We start from the raw sequence: 14,726 nt of genomic DNA on the forward strand, positions 1-14,726 counted from the left end.
TGTTTTTACGCATGCCGTTATCGCAAACCGCTGCACAGTTTTGCGCGATATGCTCTAAAGCCGCATAGCCGTCATCTCTAATGCCAAAATGTTAAAATAAAGCGGAGTGACGACCTCATCTTAGCTTGATTGCATCGCCGCCAGCGTCTGAAGCGCCTTCTCATAGCTGTGTTCCGCGAGGTAGTGCAGCAGAAACGCCCGCGCCCTGTCGGCCTTCTCCCGCGCCAGTTCAGGCGCGCGAAATATGTCGCTGAGATGCGCGGCTGCCGCTTCAGGAGAGGGATCCGCCCAGCCCGCGCCGTCGAGCCCGGCAAATTCCGGATGGGTATCGACGACGGGAATGAGGGGAGAGGCGACCATCCATGAATTATCGGGGTCGCAGAAATCCGCCGTGCCCGACCAGGCGGTGGAAATGACCGGCGTGCGCTGCATGATCGCCTCGGCAACCGTCAGCCCGAAACCCTCGGAACGATGCAGCGAAAGATAGGCTTGGGAAGAGCGGATGAGGCCGTTGATATCGGCGTTCGACAACCTGTCGGTAACGATCCTGATCCGGCTGTCGCCGGCGACCGAAGCAACCAGTTCACGCAGGCCTTCATCCTTGTTCACATCGCCGCTGGCCTTCATCAACAGGAAGGCGTTTGGCGCTTCGGCGGCAAATATCCTGAAGGCCTCGATGACGGCCCGCGGATTTTTGCGGTTGATCGAGGAGCCGGCGCTGAAGATAAAGCTGACGAGAAAAGCGTCCTTCTCGATACCGAACCTCTCCCGCATGCCTTCCGTCGCCGGTGCCTCGGTCACCGGATGCGGGACGACGATGACCGGCGCCTTGGTGAGCGGCGCGATTGCCCGCCGGGTGAATTCCGACGGCACGAAGACGGCATTCATGTAGTGCATCGCATTGCGCCACTCGGCCGGTACGACTTCGAGCTCCCAGGCGAAATAGCCGATATTGAAGGCGCGGGTGAAATTGGCGACCCCCTTCTTGAGGATGGCGCGCGGCAGCATCGGTGGATTGAGGTGCCAGATCCGGCTTCCCGGCGGCTGGCCGGAGGGGCGCGGCGGCGCCCATCCGGGAAAGGAATTCGCGTCGGGATGCGTGCTGACATCGGAGAGCGAAATCGCCCGTCCCGCCTCCGAAAGCGCTCCGGCGCAGAGCCGCGCCGATTCGCCGACACCGACCGCCATCGAGAGATAGCCGACGATTTCCACCGGCTTGCGCGGATTGAAAGCGACACGCGACCGCGGGATCAGTCGCTGCAGGACGTGGGCGCGTAGAAAGCGATATGTCTTTCTCAAGTCACGATCTTTCCGGTGGATTTGCGTCGTTCCTCGCGAGCCTCAGCCCGCGAGGCCGACGCGATGTGAACTGCCGAGACTTCTGATTTCGCCCGCAGGCGGGATATCGGCCTCCGCGCCGGGGAGCGCGTGAAGCTTCACGCGCCGCAATGCGCCGGGAGCGAGATGGAACCAGTCGTCATCGGCCCGATAGCCTTCAACGTCGATATGCAGCGATTGCGCCAGCCGGTCGGTCCTGAGATCGACGAACCAGTCGTCGCCGTCTCTGCCGAGCGATGCTTCGATGCCCGCATCATGCAGCGCCTTTGCCCGTCCGCAGGGAAAGTGAAAGCTTTCCGCGAGAACCGCACCATCCGCCAGCGAGCGCAGACGCGCAACACTTGCATCATGCGACGGCGGCCCGAAACGGAAGGCATAGGTCGTGTCGAAAAAGGCGCCGAACAGTGCGGTGCAGGCAAGACGCTCCGTGTCCCTTGCCGCCAGCTTGAAGGCTCTGCTGCCGCTAACGACCTGCTGTCTTCCGTCGCGCAGGCAGACGACTTCGAGTTCCACGTCGAGTGCGGCATCCGTCTCGTTGATGACGTGCACATCGAGACCATTGGTTCCCTCGTCGGTGAAAACCATCTGAACGGGGCGGAATGCGCGGCGCATCGCGTACCAGACCGGCTTCGGCTCTCCGGTGGAATCGATCACACCCCAACCGGGGCCGGGCAGCAGATCCTGCAGTGTCCAGACAAGCGCGCCGTTGCAAATGGAGCCCTTGCGTCGCCATTCGGCAAAGGTTTCCTCGATCACCTCGCAGGTGACGGCGCGGGAGAAATCGAGATAGTGTTCCGGATCCTCGCGGCGCAGCTGGGCCGGATCGAGACCGTAAAGAAGCTGCAGATAGAAATCGCGAACGTCCTCGAAATCCCACGATGCGTTGCGGTCACGCGGCACGCGGGCCTTCCAGAGTGGGCTATGGACGGCGGGCACGTCGAGATGGCGCTGCAGCGTCCGTTGCTGCGGCACATGCGCAAAGGCGAGGCTTTCGGAGGCAAAACGCACATCGGCGCGGCGCGCATCGGCAATCGGCCGCATATAGGCGCCGACGCCGTAATAATGGGCGATACCGGCATTCGGCGAAAACGGCATCGCCCCGCCATAGGGCGAGTTCGGGACATAGGGCACGTCGGGACGCATGCGCGCGGCAATGGCCGGGATGATCTCATCGGTGATCGGGCCGCTCCAGAATTCCATCGGCAAGCCGAGCATCGCCGCCTGCTGATGGATTTCGCTGCCGCCGCAGAGCACCGCAAGCGACGGCGAGCCCTGGACGCCGTGCAGGAATTCTTCGACCTCCGCATGCACGTGGCCGAGAAACGCCTTGTCGTTGCGGGGATAATCGAAATTGGCGAACATGAAATCCTGCCAGACCAGCAGGCCGAGCTCGTCGCAGAGCGCGAAGAAATCGGGGGTCTCATAGGCCATGGTGCCGCCGATGCGGATCATGTTCATGCCGGCATGCGCCGCAAGCCGCAGGAAAGGCTCATAATCCGCCCGCCCGCCCGGCAAACGCGCAATATCGGCCGTCGTCCACACCGCGCCGCGGCAGAAGATGCGTTCACCATTGACGGTGAGTGCGAAGTCGTCGCCATCGGCGCCGCGCTCGACATCGATCCGCCGGAAGCCGGTACTACCGAGCGGATATTCCACGCCATCGGCAACCAGCGCCAGCTCGTAGAGCCGTGGAACGCCGTGCGTATGCGGCCACCAGGGCTCGATGTCGGAAAGCTTGAGAATAGCCGAATAATGGTTGTCGGCGACCTTTTCGAAGGGCTGTTCCATTCCGCCGCAGCGCAGCAGCATTGTCGGGTCCCCGGCATTGCTGTGCAGCGATACGCTGAGACGGCCGACGCCATTCTCATCCAGCACGGCGCGGATGCAGACATTGTCGATAGAGACGGGATTGCGGCGCACCAGCGAGATCGGCCGCCACGGGCCGACGGCGTGGATATCGGGGCACCAGCCCGGCATATGACCGAGCAGCGTCGTACGGAAATTCTTCAGGCCCGCCGGCGTGATCATCTGCGGCCGCCAGCGCGCACGCGGACCCGGCTCGGACAGGCGGGGACCGAGCGCCCGGAAACACAGCGCCAGCTCATCACCACCCGTAAGCGTCACCGGGATTTCATGCGCCGTGAACATGCTTTCGGAAAACAGGATTTCCTGGCCGTTGAGGAAGACATGGCAAAGCGTCGCAAGCCCTGCAAAACGCAGGATCGCCTCGCCGGGTTCGGCATCGAAGAGCCGGCAGAGATACCAGGCATCCCTGGTGTTCAGCGGCTCGGGATTTTCCCGGTCGAAGAGCCCTGCCTTTTCGAGGGCTGACGCAACGGTGCCGGGAACGGGCGCTGGAATGAACTGCGCGGAGAGATGAATATCGTGCGGCACGGCACAGGCACCCGGCTCCGTCAGGATCAGGTTCCAGCCTTCGCAAAGCTGGCTTTCCTCCGCTCCGATGCTTGCCAAACGCCCCCGCATGGTCAGATCTCCGGCCTCAGATTCGCCCCGCAAGCGACGCCATCATGGCATCCCATGCATCGGCGGCCGGATCAAGAGCTGCCTGCAGCGGCTCGAACTTCCTGCGGGCGACGGCGCGGGCAAGCTGGAACTGCACCGATTTCGCCGCATCCGAAATGCGCCGGGCATGATCGGCGGCAGCCGCGAATTCATCGGCGGAAAGCCAGGCCAGATGATCGGCCGCCAGCTCGAAATTGGCGCCGACCTGGCGAAGCGTGTTGAAGGCATATTTGTGGAAGAAGCCGAACGGCCGATCCGCCACGGCTTCGACCTGTTGCGGGAAGACCGCCGCGAAGGCGCGGATCGGATTTTCCCCGGGACGCCTGTTGAAATGGACCCCGGCAAGCCGCCGCGCCGTCGCCCGCAGATGCGTTTCATCAGCCGGCTTTTCGGGGAACCGCGCAAATTCCGCATAGGGAAGGAACGGCGGGTCGTTTTCTGTCAGATGCAGCTGGAACAGCCCGTCGAAATCCTCGCCGTCGAGACGGAAATAGCCGGCATTGTGAAAATATTCGACGCGCTTGGCCGCAACATCGAGCCGGTTGATCGCAACCGTCGTCTTGCCGTGCTCCTGCCGGTAGGCGGTGCCGCGCGCATCCGGCATGTAGAAGGAATCCATCTCGATCAGGCAGAGACGGCCCCGCGCGAGCTGCACTTCGACATGCCGTTCGACACGATCATAAATCGCAAGTTCGGTGGCGCGAATGCCGTAAAGGGCTTCGAGATCTTCGAGCGGCACCTTGAAGAAGGTGAACTGATCGCCTTCGAAATCCTGCGCGAGGGTGAAACCCAGCATCGCCTCGGGCGCAGCGCCTGAGGTCGCCAGCACTTCGATCCAGAGATCGACGTAGCAATTGGTTTCCGGCCAGGCGCGCTCGCAGGAATGCAGCGCGTGCTGACGATACGTTTCCGGGTCGATTCCCGAAAATACCGATGTCATCGACCGGCTCAGCCCCACAGCGTTTTCCGCACGCTGGCTGGCCACCGCTTCACGTCGAGCCCGTGATGGTGGAAGAGGGCAAGCGCAATGCGCTCCAGCCCGAAACCGACGCAGGCGGTGTGCGCCACGCTGCCGTCTTCGAGGTTCAGACCCCACTTCAGGCCGAACGAATCCTGATGGTAGTTGAAGCTCATGCAGGCGGTCGGATTGGCAGCCGAGGTGATCGGGATCAGCAGCTCGAACTTCAGGTTCTGGTCGCGCTGATTGTTGACCATCATCTTGCCGGCACGGCCGAAGAACGGGTCGTTGGCAACGTCGATGGTCACATCGAGGCCGAGCTGCTTCATCATTTCGACACCGCGATCCATCCATGTCTGACGGAAATCGGTGACGTGCTGCTCCGTGCCCATGCAGACATATTCACGCATGCGGAACAGCTGCTGGCGGGCGGGATCCTTCGAAGGCTCGTGGCGGAAGCAATAGGACTGCAGATCGAAGAGGCCGCCCGTCTTCGGCAGGTTGCCGCGCTTGGCGACCGTCGGATAGAGCGGGTAGCAGGCGGCCGGCGTCAGCACGATATCGGTCGCCTTCTGGTCCTTGGTCCAGTCGTCGCCGACTTCCATACACTGCAGCAGGCTCATATGGTCGAGCTCGCTGCCGCAGAAGCTGTGCACCGTGCCGGCGAGCTGCGGGAAGCTCTTCATGTAACCGCTCTTTTCGAAGAGCGCGACGTTCATGCCGGGCGGGAAACGCATCGCCTCGGCGCCGTCGGCGCCGCCGAACGTGTCGATCAGCCGTTCGAAAGCGGTAATGACATCTTCGAACTGGCCGCTGCGACCATAGAGACCGTCAACGCCGGTATCGATCAGCAGGCCGGACTCGAAGAGCCGGTCGAGAAACGAGGTCTGCATATCCATGGCTTTACCCCAGTAGGCTAGTGTCCTGCTTGTGGACGAGAAGCATGCTCGACGTATTGCCGAGGATACGGTCGTTCGAGATCATGAGCTGTGCGGAATGTGCGTCGCGCAGATGGCGTCCGAGGCTGAAGGGCGTGCCGTTCTTGTAGCCCATGATGCCGCAGATCAGCATGGCATGGTTGACGATCTCCAGGATCGTCTCGGAAGAGGCGATCTTGACGTTGTTCATCGCCACGGCAAAGCCCATCGAGGACAGCCTGTCATGATCTGATTTGGCATCCTCATAGGCCTTGAGGCCGGCAACCACGTTGGATTTCACCATCTGCAGCAGGTTCGAAACCTCGGCAAGGCGCAGCGCACCCGGCGGCTGGGTATCGGGTGCCTTGCGGGCGGCGGCGCGCACGAAAGCCTGGGCGCGCGCGACAGCGTCGACCGCTATGCCGTACCAGACGCCGCTCCAGAGCAGGTGCGAAGAGGCAAGCATGGATTGCGCCGCAATCTCGGCGAAGGGCTTCGGCAGGATCTGACGCGCTGGCGCCTGTCCCTTGAAGAGGAAACCGTCGGAGCAGGTGCCGCGCATGCCGAGCGTGTTCCAGGCATGCGTTTTTTCGAGCGTGTACTGGTCCTTGAGGAAAGCCGTCAGCACCTGATCGGACGAAGCCGCCTGCGGATGGCTGCGCGAGGTGATGAGAATGGCGTCGGCATGCGAACCGTAGGAAATGACGGTCGCATCCTTTTCGAGGCGGCAGATGTCGCCATCGACCTCGACCGCGCAAATGCTGTTGCGCAGGTTTCCGCCGATGCCGCCCTCGGTGGTGGCCGAAGCGATCAGCAGCTGGTCGGCGGCAATGCGGCGCATGAAGTCGCAATGCCATTCGCTGTCGGCGCCGTGTTCGACGAGGCTCGACAGCTTGATATGGTGCATGGCAAAGACCATGGCGCTGGCCGCGCAGGCCTGGCCGAGCATCGAGCACAATTCGGCGATCTCGGTGGTCGAGGCGGATTCGCCGCCGAGCTGGCGCGGCACCTGGATGCCGAGCAGCCTTTCGGCCTTCATCACATCCACGGCTTCGCGGGGAAAGCGGCCTTCGACGTCGACGGCATCGGCATGTTTGGCCGCCACTTCGGCGACTCGGGCGACCCTTGCGACAAGACCGTCCTGCATGATCTTGACGGGGAAGTTCATCAGGCGACCTTCCGGCTGTCCTGGATGATATCGACCGTCTTGGCGATGGCCGAGATGCTCGCGAAGGATTTGCGGTTCAGGAGATTGTCCGGGAATTCGATGTCGAACGCCTCTTCGATGCCCAGCATCAGCTGCACCGAGGCAAAGGAGGTCAGCCCCGCCGCATAAAGATCGGCGTCGTCGGCGACCTGGTCGATTGCGACAGGAAGCTTGCCGAATTTGGCTACGAGGTCGCGGATTGTCTTATTCATCCCATCACTCCAAGATTCTCATGATCCCGAACCGGCGTTCATCGCCTTGTCATGAGCGTTCTTTTAGTGCGGAAAACAGAACATTCCGCTAATTTGTTGGGTTAAAGATGATTGTTCCTCATAGTTAGGATTTTAGCGATCTTTCTGCCCAGGATGAAAATCCACATTATATATCAATTCTTTAATGCAGATTTTCCGTCGGCGCTCGACACGACTTCCAACGTCACGAGTACAGAAATGACACGGGCATAACGCGCTTGCCTCAATTGGCGGGCGGATAGCAGTGCTCGTCGCCGCGATAGTCCGAGACGGAATAACATCCCTCACCCCTCGCCCGAACGGCGCTGGCGCTGACGACCGCCTTGCCGTAACCGCCGGGAATATCGAGAATATAAGTGGGCTGGCAGAGCCCGGAGATCCGCCCGCGCAGCGCGGCGACGATGCTCTGTCCCTCTTCGAGCGTCAATCTGAAATGCGCTGTGCCGGGCGCCAGATCGGGATGATGCAGGTAATAGGGTTTGACACGGATTTCGACGAAGGCCTTCATCAGCTCCGCAAGCACGTCGGGATCGTCGTTGACGCCCTTCAGCAGCACCGACTGGCTGACCATGACGATGCCGGCATCGACGAGGCGGGCGCAGGCCGCGCGCGCTTCCGCCGTCAGTTCCCCGACATGGTTGGCGTGCAGCGCCACGTAGACCGTCTTGCCGCTCGCCTTCAGCGCCGCGATCGATGCGTCGTCGATCTTGCCGGGATCGACGACGGGAACACGCGTATGGAACCGCACGATCTTCACATGCGCGATTTCCGCAAGCGCCTCCATGATCTCGCGAAGCCGACGCGGGGAAAGGACCAGCGGATCGCCGCCGGTGAGGATGACCTCCCAGATTTCCTGGTGGCCTCTGATATAATCGAAGGCGGCCTGCATCGCAGCCGCGTCGAGCGTGCCCAGACCCTGCGGCCCGACCATTTCGCGGCGAAAGCAGAAACGGCAATAGACCGGGCAGATATGCACGGCCTTGAGCAGCACCCTGTCGGGATAGCGATGGACGATGCCTTCGACCGGGCTATGGGCATGATCGCCGATCGGATCGGCGCGTTCTTCGGGCGCAACCGTCAGCTCGGCGGCATCAGGCACGAATTGCCGTGCGATCGGATCATCGGGATCGGCCCGATCGATCAGCCTGGTGACGGCAGGCGTCAGAGCGATCGCGTAACGCGCGGCGACCTCTTCGAGCGCCGCGCGATCGGCCGGCGCGGCAAGCCCTGCCGTCACCAGATCGTCGACGCTCTTGATCGGCTTGACGGCATTCATCTGCCATACTCCGCAACCGGCGCCCAGAGCACCTGGTCGATACGCGATGCGCCCGTCGCCAGCATCACCAGCCGGTCGAAGCCGAGCGCGATACCGCTGGCCTCCGGCATCAGCGACAGTGCAGCGAGGAAGTCCTCGTCGAGCGGATAGGTCTCGCCGTAGACACGCGCCTTCTCGGCCATCTCGATCTCGAAACGCCGCCGCTGTTCGCCGGCGTTGGTGAGCTCGCCGAAGCCGTTCGCAAGCTCGACGCCGCAGGCATAGAGCTCGAAACGCTCGGCAACCCTGGGATCGCGCGCCGAAGGACGCGCAAGCGCTGCCTCCGAGACCGGGTATTCGTCGAGGATGGTGATACGACCAAAGCCGAGATGCGGTTCGATCTTTTCCACCAGCACCCGGCTGAAGAGATCGGCCCAGCCATCATCCGCGGCGACACGCATGCCGACGCGCCTGAGTTCGGCCGCCAGATGATCGCGGTCTGTCGAACCGTCGGCGGCGACGGAGGCGAGAAGGTCGATGCCGGCATGACGCTCGAAGGCTTCGGCGACACTGATCCGCTCCGGTCCGGCGAAGGGATCGCTCTCGCCGCCGCGATAGACGAGCCTCGGCGTCTTCACCATTTCTGCCGCCAGCGCCAGGATCCGCACGCAATCCATCATCAGGCTCTCGTAGCTTTCGCCGGCGCGATACCATTCGAGCATAGTGAATTCGGGATGGTGCAACGGCCCGCGCTCGCGGTTGCGATAGACATGGGCAAAACACGAGATGCGTTCTTCGCCGGCCGCAAGCAGCTTCTTGCAGGCAAATTCCGGCGACGTGTGCAGATAGAACGGCGCTCTCTGGCCGTCCGTCGTCAGCGCCTCGGTGGCAAACGCATGCAGATGCGCCTCGTTGCCCGGGGAGATCTGCAGCGCCGCCGTGTCGACCTCGATGAAATCCTCGCGCGCGAAAAACCCGCGCAACGCGGCCTGGATCGCGTTACGCCCGACCAGGAACGGACGACGATCGGCATGCACGGACGGGGTCCACCAGGGGGACGCTTTGGCCGAAGAGTTCATTCCAAGCTTTCTTCGCCGGAGAAGCCGGTATGGGGGTGGCTATTTCCCGGATTTTAGGTTAGTTGCGCCCCCAAAGAAAAACATTTGCGTCTTCGGGGCGTCTCGACAGTCATCTACGACGCCGAAAGCCGAGTTACAAGGAAGTCTTATGGTCAAGGTCATCGCCTCTTCGGTCCGCAAGGGCAACGTTCTCGATGTCGACGGCAAGCTCTATGTCGTTCTCACCGCCCAGAACTTTCATCCGGGCAAGGGCACGCCGGTCACCCAGGTCGACATGCGCCGCATCGTCGACGGCGTAAAGGTCTCCGAGCGCTGGCGCACCACCGAACAGGTCGAGCGCGCCTTCGTCGAAGACGTCAACTTCCAGTACCTCTATGAAGACGGCGAAGGCTTCCACTTCATGAACCCGGCGAACTACGATCAGGTGGTCGTCAGCCAGGAAACCATGGGCGACCAGAAGGCCTACCTCCAGGAAGGCATGACCTGCATCCTGTCGATCCATGAAGGCATTCCGCTGGCGCTCGAACTGCCGCGTCACGTCACGCTCGAAATCGTCGAGACGGAACCGGTCGTCAAGGGCCAGACGGCATCCTCTTCCTACAAGCCGGCCATGCTCTCCAACGGCATCCGCACATCGGTCCCGCCGCATATCGACGCCGGCACCCGCGTCGTCATTGCGACCGAAGACAATTCCTACGTCGAACGCGCCAAGGACTGATCGGCGGCGTCGCCCCGCGAAGGGGCGGCTTCGACTCCCTGCCACGGGCACGATGCGGAACCGAGTTATGGCGGTTCCGAGGCATATTTTTTCATTCGCTTTCGACTGCCGTCGACACATCGTCGTTCGCGGTCGTCTCGAACCGTCTGTCCCAGACATCCGTCATCTGATATTGTCGACCCGTCCAACGGCGCTTGGGGGAGACCGATGGCGAATGCTGCCGCACTGCTGGGAACCTGGCGAATGTTGTCATGGACGCGAAAGGTCGTGGCATCAGGCGAAGTGACCGACGCCATGGGAGCCGATCCCATCGGATATCTCTCCTACCACGCCGATGGGCGCATGATGGCGCTGGTGGTGAACCGTCATCGACCGCCGCTGCAGGGGCCGCGCCCCACCGATGACGAGAAGATCGCCCTTTTCGATTCCATGCTGGCCTATTCCGCCTCCTATACGCTGGAAGATGACAAGGTCATCCACCATGTCGATGCGAGCTGGAATCCGGCTTGGGGAGCAACCGACCTGATCCGTCCTTATTTCCTCGACGGCGACACGTTGGTGATCAGCGACGCGCCGGGAATAGACCCGGCGACAGGCGAGGAAGTGATCTACCGGATAGAATTCCGGAAGGTCTAACGACCCTGACACCAGTCGTCGTCAGAGGTGCGGATTGCGCGGCCGGTATTTCTTGACGAGCTTCTGGTTGATCTCGGCGGCACCCGGCATGTTGGCGCTGAGATAGACCGGCGCATCGCCGGATTTCGACAGCTCCGAGGCGACTTCGGCGAAGATCGCATTGATGACCGTCACCCCGACCGCCGTCGAGACCGGCCCGACCCGAAGCCCGGTGCCTTCAAGCTCGACAACGGCGTCGCCCGGCGGCAGTCCATTGTCGAGCACGATATCGGCGACCTCGGAAAGCCGCCGGCGGCCATTGGCGATCGCCGAGGAATAGGCGATCGAGGTGATGGCGATCACTTTCGCGCCGATTTCATGCGCAAAGTCGGCGGCCTCGATCGGCGCGGCGTTCACGCCGGAATTCGACGCAATGATAATGACATCGCCCGGCTGCATGCCGTAACGCTCCAGCATCGGGCGCACCAGGCCCTGGGTGCGCTCATAGACCGAGCTGATGACCGCTCCTTCGTGCAGCATCGCCGATCCGACGAGCACCGGCACGGTGAAGGCCAGCCCGCCGGCGCGATAATGCACCTCTTCCGCCAGCATGTGCGAATGGCCGGTGCCGAAGACATAGACGCGCTTGTCGCCGCGGGCAGCATCGAGAATGACATCAGCTGCCTGCGCCATCGGCTCGGCAAGCGCCTGCTTCAGCGTCTCCAGCCGACCGATCAGATTGGAAAAATAGGCATCGGTGATATCAGTCATGCCACGTCTCCTAAAGCAATTCCAGGAAAAGTGCGAAGCGGTTTTCCGTCCGGAATTGCGTAAAACCAAAAGGTAAGAGCGATTCTGCGCTTCGTTGAAAGCTGAACCGCTCTTGGTGTCAGGCCGCTTCGCCGGCAAGCCAGGTGGCGGTAACCGTGAGTGCATCGGTGAGATGGACGAGATCGGCGCGCGCCCCCGGCGAGAGATGGCCGCGATCGGCAAGCCGGAGGAAACGTGCGGGATAGAGGGTCGCCATGCGCAAGGCCTCGGCGAGCGTCAGGTCGAGATAGGTGACGCCGTAACGGATCGTCGAGATCATGTCGACGTCGGAGCCGGCGAGCGTGCCGTCGGACAGTACCAGCTTCGAGCAGAAGCCGCCCCTTTCGCGCCGGACGGTGCGCCCGTTCAGCGTGAACGAATCTTTTTCAGATCCGACGAGCGACATCGCATCGGTGACGAAGAACAGTTTGCCTTCGCCCCGCTTGGCGCGCAGCGCCGTGCGCAAGGCCTTCGGATCGACGTGATGACCGTCGGCAATGATACCGCACCAGGTGGAGGGATGGTCGATCGCGGCGCCGACCAGACCGGGGGCGCGGTGCCCCAACTGGCTCATCGCGTTGAAGAGGTGCGTGACGCCGCGCGCCCCGGCATCGAAACGTTCCTCCGCCGCCTCGCTCGAACAATCGGAATGGCCGATGCTGACCGTGACACCGTTTTCCGCCAGCTCGCGCACCTGGGCAACCGTCACCTGCTCGGCGGCGATGGTGACGAGCAGCGTACCGATCGCCTCGCGCGCCCGGATGAAGGCCTTGACGTCGCGGTCCTCGACCGGCCGCATCAATTCGGCCAGGTGCGCGCCTTTGCGCGCGGGCGCCAGATGCGGCCCTTCGAGATGCAGGCCAGCGACACCGCGGTTCGCCTTGACTGCTTCCGTGGCGGCCTCGATCGCGGCGATGGAAGCTTCCGATGTGTCGGTGATCAGCGTCGGCAGTAGCGCGGTCGTTCCATAGGGCCGGTGGCCCTGTGCGATGATCTCCATCGAGGCGGCGGATGGCTCGTCGTTCAGCATCCGTCCGCCGCCGCCGTTGACCTGTGCATCGATGAAGCCCGCGGACAGGACGCCGCCGGCAAGCGTCTCCGTCTCGCCGTCCGGCAGATCGTTTGTCGCGACAATCGCTTCGACGCGGCCGTCGGCAACGATGAGCGCCTTGTCGTCATGAAAGCGCTCACCGTCGAAGATGCGGGCGCCGATGAAGATCTTGCGGGCCATCAGACCGTCTCCGTCACCTTGAGCAGGTTTGCCGGCCTGTCCGGATCGAAGCCCTTGCGGCGCGTCACCGACTCGATCAGCCGGTAATAGACGAGCAGCGACACCAGCGGATCGACGAGGCCGTTGCCGGTCGTCGGCACGCGCAGATTGATGCCGGAGAGAGGTTGCGTGGAGAAACCGACGGTGGTGGCACCGAGTTTCTGCAGACGCTCCAGCGCCTGGCCGTTGTTGGCGAAGGCCGCGTCGTCAGGCGCAAAGGCGACGATCGGAAAGCCCGGCTGTACCAGGCGCATCGGACCGTGCATCAGTTCCGCCAGCGAGAAAGCTTCGGCATGCAGGCCGGAGGTTTCCTTGGCCTTCAGCGCCGCTTCGAGCGCGATCGCAAAGGCCGGGCCGCGGCCGCCCGTATAGAGCGAGGTCGCATGGAACAGCACCTCTTCGGCTGCCGCCGTATCGATTCCGGCAGTTGCCGAAAGCGCCTCCGGCAGTTTTTCCAGCGCTGCCTGCAGGCCGGACGCGCCGCCGATCGCGGCCGTCACCCCGGAAAGGGCTGCGACCGAGGCGATGAAGGACTTTGTCGCCGCCACGCTCTTTTCCGCGCCGGCGTTGAGGCCGAGAACGACATCGGCCTGTTTGGCGAGCGGGCTGTCGATGACGTTGACGACGGCGATCGTCGTTGCTCCGCCCTTCTTGGCCGCCTCCTGCAGCGCCACGATATCGGGGCTCGCGCCCGATTGCGAGACGGTGAAATGCACGCCGCCCTTCAGATGGAGGGCGGCACCGTAGACGGACGCGATCGAGGGACCGACCGAGGCGACCGGAACGCCGCAGGTGATCTCGAACAAATATTTGAAGAAGGTGGCGGCATGGTCCGAAGAACCGCGCGCCGCCGTCGTCACCACGCTCGGGCGGGTGGACGAAAACAGCCGGGCGATCTCGGCAAAAACCGGCTTTTCCTTTTCGAGAAGCGTGGCCACCACCTCGGGCGATTGGCCGGCTTCCTGCAGCATCAGCGACTGGTTCTCACTCATAGGTCATCTCCAATTCTCAATTCGGCAACGAAATCATAGGCATCGCCGCGATAATGCGAGCGGGTGTATTCGACGACGCGCTGGTCTTCCAGGCGCGAGACGCGTTCGATAAGCAGTGCCGGCGCGCCCGATTTGACGTTCAGGATCGCCGCCGAAGACGGATCGAGCGTGACCGCGGTCAGCCGCTGCAGCGCGCGCACGGGCCGGTGGCCATTGGCGGCCAGCGCATCGTAGAGCGATCCCTCGCCGCCGCCGGCATCGCCACCCAGGAACTTGATCGGCACCACGGCGCGTTCGATTGCCAGCGGCAGGCCGTCCGCAAGGCGCAGACGATCGAGCCGCAGCACCGGCTCGTCGCCGCCGAGACCGAGCAGGAAAGATTCCTCCGGTGACGGCGTATTGATCGCCCGCGACAGGATCCGTGCAGCCGGCAGGCGCCCGCGCGAGCGCATGTCGGCGGAGAAGGAGGAAAGCCGCCAGAGCGACTGCTCCATGCGCTCCACCCTGCTCGATACGAAAGTACCGCTTCCATGGCGCGATTCCAGTGCGCCGGAGGCCATCAGATCGCGATAAGCGGTGCGCACCGTGACGCGGCCGAGCTTCAAGGCCTCGGCAAGATCGCGCTCCCCCGGCAGCGCCGTGCCGGGCTTCAGCAATCCTTCCTGAATGAGGCCGGTCAGCGCCTGCGCCAGCCGCTTGTAGAGCGGGCCGGTCAACGCCTCGTCACGCAGGCCGCGGCTGCTCAGCTCCGCTATCAGACTGGTTCTATCCATCGGCACACAATAGAACCTAT

The 14,726-nt window shown here is 62.9% G+C and carries 14 protein-coding genes; 2 read left to right on the forward strand and 12 right to left on the reverse strand.

The window, feature by feature from the left end:
* Positions 1-120: 120 nt before the first annotated feature.
* From RHEC894_RS20945 to epmA, 8 genes are all read right to left on the reverse strand, one after another.
* A complete protein-coding gene (locus tag RHEC894_RS20945; protein ID WP_085738696.1) occupies positions 121-1,299 on the reverse strand; it encodes a glycosyltransferase family 4 protein in 1,179 nt (392 codons plus the stop codon).
* A 42-nt stretch (positions 1,300-1,341) separates the two neighbouring features.
* Positions 1,342-3,822: a glycoside hydrolase family 2 protein gene (locus RHEC894_RS20950; RefSeq protein WP_085738697.1), complete on the reverse strand. Its 2,481-nt coding sequence runs from the start codon at positions 3,820-3,822 to the stop codon at positions 1,342-1,344.
* Positions 3,823-3,838: 16 nt separating this feature from the next.
* Positions 3,839-4,819 carry a DUF1839 family protein gene (locus RHEC894_RS20955; protein WP_206427883.1) on the reverse strand — a complete coding sequence of 327 codons (981 nt, stop codon included), beginning with the start codon at positions 4,817-4,819 and terminating at the stop codon, positions 3,839-3,841.
* Positions 4,810-5,718 carry an amino acid--[acyl-carrier-protein] ligase gene (locus RHEC894_RS20960; RefSeq protein ID WP_085738698.1) on the reverse strand — a complete coding sequence of 303 codons (909 nt, stop codon included), beginning with the start codon at positions 5,716-5,718 and terminating at the stop codon, positions 4,810-4,812. Before RHEC894_RS20960 ends, RHEC894_RS20955 begins: the two co-directional genes overlap by 10 nt.
* A gap of 4 nt (positions 5,719-5,722) precedes the next feature.
* The gene (locus RHEC894_RS20965) at positions 5,723-6,904 is read right to left on the reverse strand and encodes an acyl-CoA dehydrogenase family protein (RefSeq protein ID WP_085738699.1); all 1,182 of its coding nucleotides are present in this window, start codon (positions 6,902-6,904) and stop codon (positions 5,723-5,725) included.
* Positions 6,904-7,155 carry an acyl carrier protein gene (locus RHEC894_RS20970; RefSeq protein WP_003567517.1) on the reverse strand — a complete coding sequence of 84 codons (252 nt, stop codon included), beginning with the start codon at positions 7,153-7,155 and terminating at the stop codon, positions 6,904-6,906. Before RHEC894_RS20970 ends, RHEC894_RS20965 begins: the two co-directional genes overlap by 1 nt.
* A 262-nt stretch (positions 7,156-7,417) precedes the next feature.
* A complete protein-coding gene (locus RHEC894_RS20975) occupies positions 7,418-8,470 on the reverse strand; it encodes a lysine-2,3-aminomutase-like protein (RefSeq protein WP_085738700.1) in 1,053 nt (350 codons plus the stop codon).
* Positions 8,467-9,528 carry an EF-P lysine aminoacylase EpmA gene (gene epmA, locus RHEC894_RS20980; protein ID WP_010069275.1) on the reverse strand — a complete coding sequence of 354 codons (1,062 nt, stop codon included), beginning with the start codon at positions 9,526-9,528 and terminating at the stop codon, positions 8,467-8,469. Before epmA ends, RHEC894_RS20975 begins: the two co-directional genes overlap by 4 nt.
* A 148-nt stretch (positions 9,529-9,676) precedes the next feature.
* Here epmA and efp point away from each other — a divergent pair, with 148 nt between their 5' ends.
* Both efp and RHEC894_RS20990 read left to right on the forward strand, forming a co-directional pair.
* Positions 9,677-10,246, forward strand: coding sequence for an elongation factor P (gene efp, locus RHEC894_RS20985; RefSeq protein ID WP_008528334.1), 570 nt, complete (start codon positions 9,677-9,679; stop codon positions 10,244-10,246).
* A 207-nt stretch (positions 10,247-10,453) separates the two neighbouring features.
* Entirely contained in the window at positions 10,454-10,882 is a 429-nt protein-coding gene (locus RHEC894_RS20990) for a lipocalin-like domain-containing protein (RefSeq protein ID WP_085738701.1), read from the forward strand.
* Between the two features lie 21 nt (positions 10,883-10,903).
* Here the strand turns inward: RHEC894_RS20990 and RHEC894_RS20995 are convergent, their stop codons facing one another.
* From RHEC894_RS20995 to RHEC894_RS21010, 4 genes are all read right to left on the reverse strand, one after another.
* Positions 10,904-11,632 (reverse strand): SIS domain-containing protein, encoded by a 729-nt coding sequence (locus tag RHEC894_RS20995; protein WP_085738702.1) that lies wholly within the window; start codon positions 11,630-11,632, stop codon positions 10,904-10,906.
* 118 nt (positions 11,633-11,750) lie between these two features.
* Complete coding sequence (gene nagA, locus RHEC894_RS21000) at positions 11,751-12,902, reverse strand: N-acetylglucosamine-6-phosphate deacetylase (protein ID WP_085738703.1); 1,152 nt, start codon at positions 12,900-12,902, stop codon at positions 11,751-11,753.
* Positions 12,902-13,933: an SIS domain-containing protein gene (locus RHEC894_RS21005; protein ID WP_085738704.1), complete on the reverse strand. Its 1,032-nt coding sequence runs from the start codon at positions 13,931-13,933 to the stop codon at positions 12,902-12,904. The genes nagA and RHEC894_RS21005 overlap by 1 nt, the downstream gene beginning before the upstream one ends.
* A complete protein-coding gene (locus RHEC894_RS21010) occupies positions 13,930-14,706 on the reverse strand; it encodes a GntR family transcriptional regulator (RefSeq protein ID WP_085738705.1) in 777 nt (258 codons plus the stop codon). The genes RHEC894_RS21005 and RHEC894_RS21010 overlap by 4 nt, the downstream gene beginning before the upstream one ends.
* Positions 14,707-14,726: the final 20 nt, after the last annotated feature.

This window comes from Rhizobium sp. CIAT894 (assembly GCF_000172795.2).
In the GTDB taxonomy this organism is placed as follows: Bacteria; Pseudomonadota; Alphaproteobacteria; order Rhizobiales; family Rhizobiaceae; genus Rhizobium.

Excerpts from the sequence above, each read along its gene's own strand:
- epmA (WP_010069275.1), bottom strand. The coding sequence starts at position 9,528 with ATGAACTCTTCGGCCAAAGCGTCCCCCTGGTGGACCCCGTCCGTGCAT.
- RHEC894_RS21010 (WP_085738705.1), bottom strand. The coding sequence starts at position 14,706 with ATGGATAGAACCAGTCTGATAGCGGAGCTGAGCAGCCGCGGCCTGCGT.
- RHEC894_RS20950 (WP_085738697.1), bottom strand. The coding sequence starts at position 3,822 with ATGCGGGGGCGTTTGGCAAGCATCGGAGCGGAGGAAAGCCAGCTTTGC.
- RHEC894_RS20990 (WP_085738701.1), top strand. The coding sequence starts at position 10,454 with ATGGCGAATGCTGCCGCACTGCTGGGAACCTGGCGAATGTTGTCATGG.
- RHEC894_RS20970 (WP_003567517.1), bottom strand. The coding sequence starts at position 7,155 with ATGAATAAGACAATCCGCGACCTCGTAGCCAAATTCGGCAAGCTTCCT.
- RHEC894_RS20995 (WP_085738702.1), bottom strand. The coding sequence starts at position 11,632 with ATGACTGATATCACCGATGCCTATTTTTCCAATCTGATCGGTCGGCTG.
- RHEC894_RS20960 (WP_085738698.1), bottom strand. The coding sequence starts at position 5,718 with ATGGATATGCAGACCTCGTTTCTCGACCGGCTCTTCGAGTCCGGCCTG.
- RHEC894_RS21005 (WP_085738704.1), bottom strand. The coding sequence starts at position 13,933 with ATGAGTGAGAACCAGTCGCTGATGCTGCAGGAAGCCGGCCAATCGCCC.
- nagA (WP_085738703.1), bottom strand. The coding sequence starts at position 12,902 with ATGGCCCGCAAGATCTTCATCGGCGCCCGCATCTTCGACGGTGAGCGC.
- RHEC894_RS20965 (WP_085738699.1), bottom strand. The coding sequence starts at position 6,904 with ATGAACTTCCCCGTCAAGATCATGCAGGACGGTCTTGTCGCAAGGGTC.
- RHEC894_RS20975 (WP_085738700.1), bottom strand. The coding sequence starts at position 8,470 with ATGAATGCCGTCAAGCCGATCAAGAGCGTCGACGATCTGGTGACGGCA.
- efp (WP_008528334.1), top strand. The coding sequence starts at position 9,677 with ATGGTCAAGGTCATCGCCTCTTCGGTCCGCAAGGGCAACGTTCTCGAT.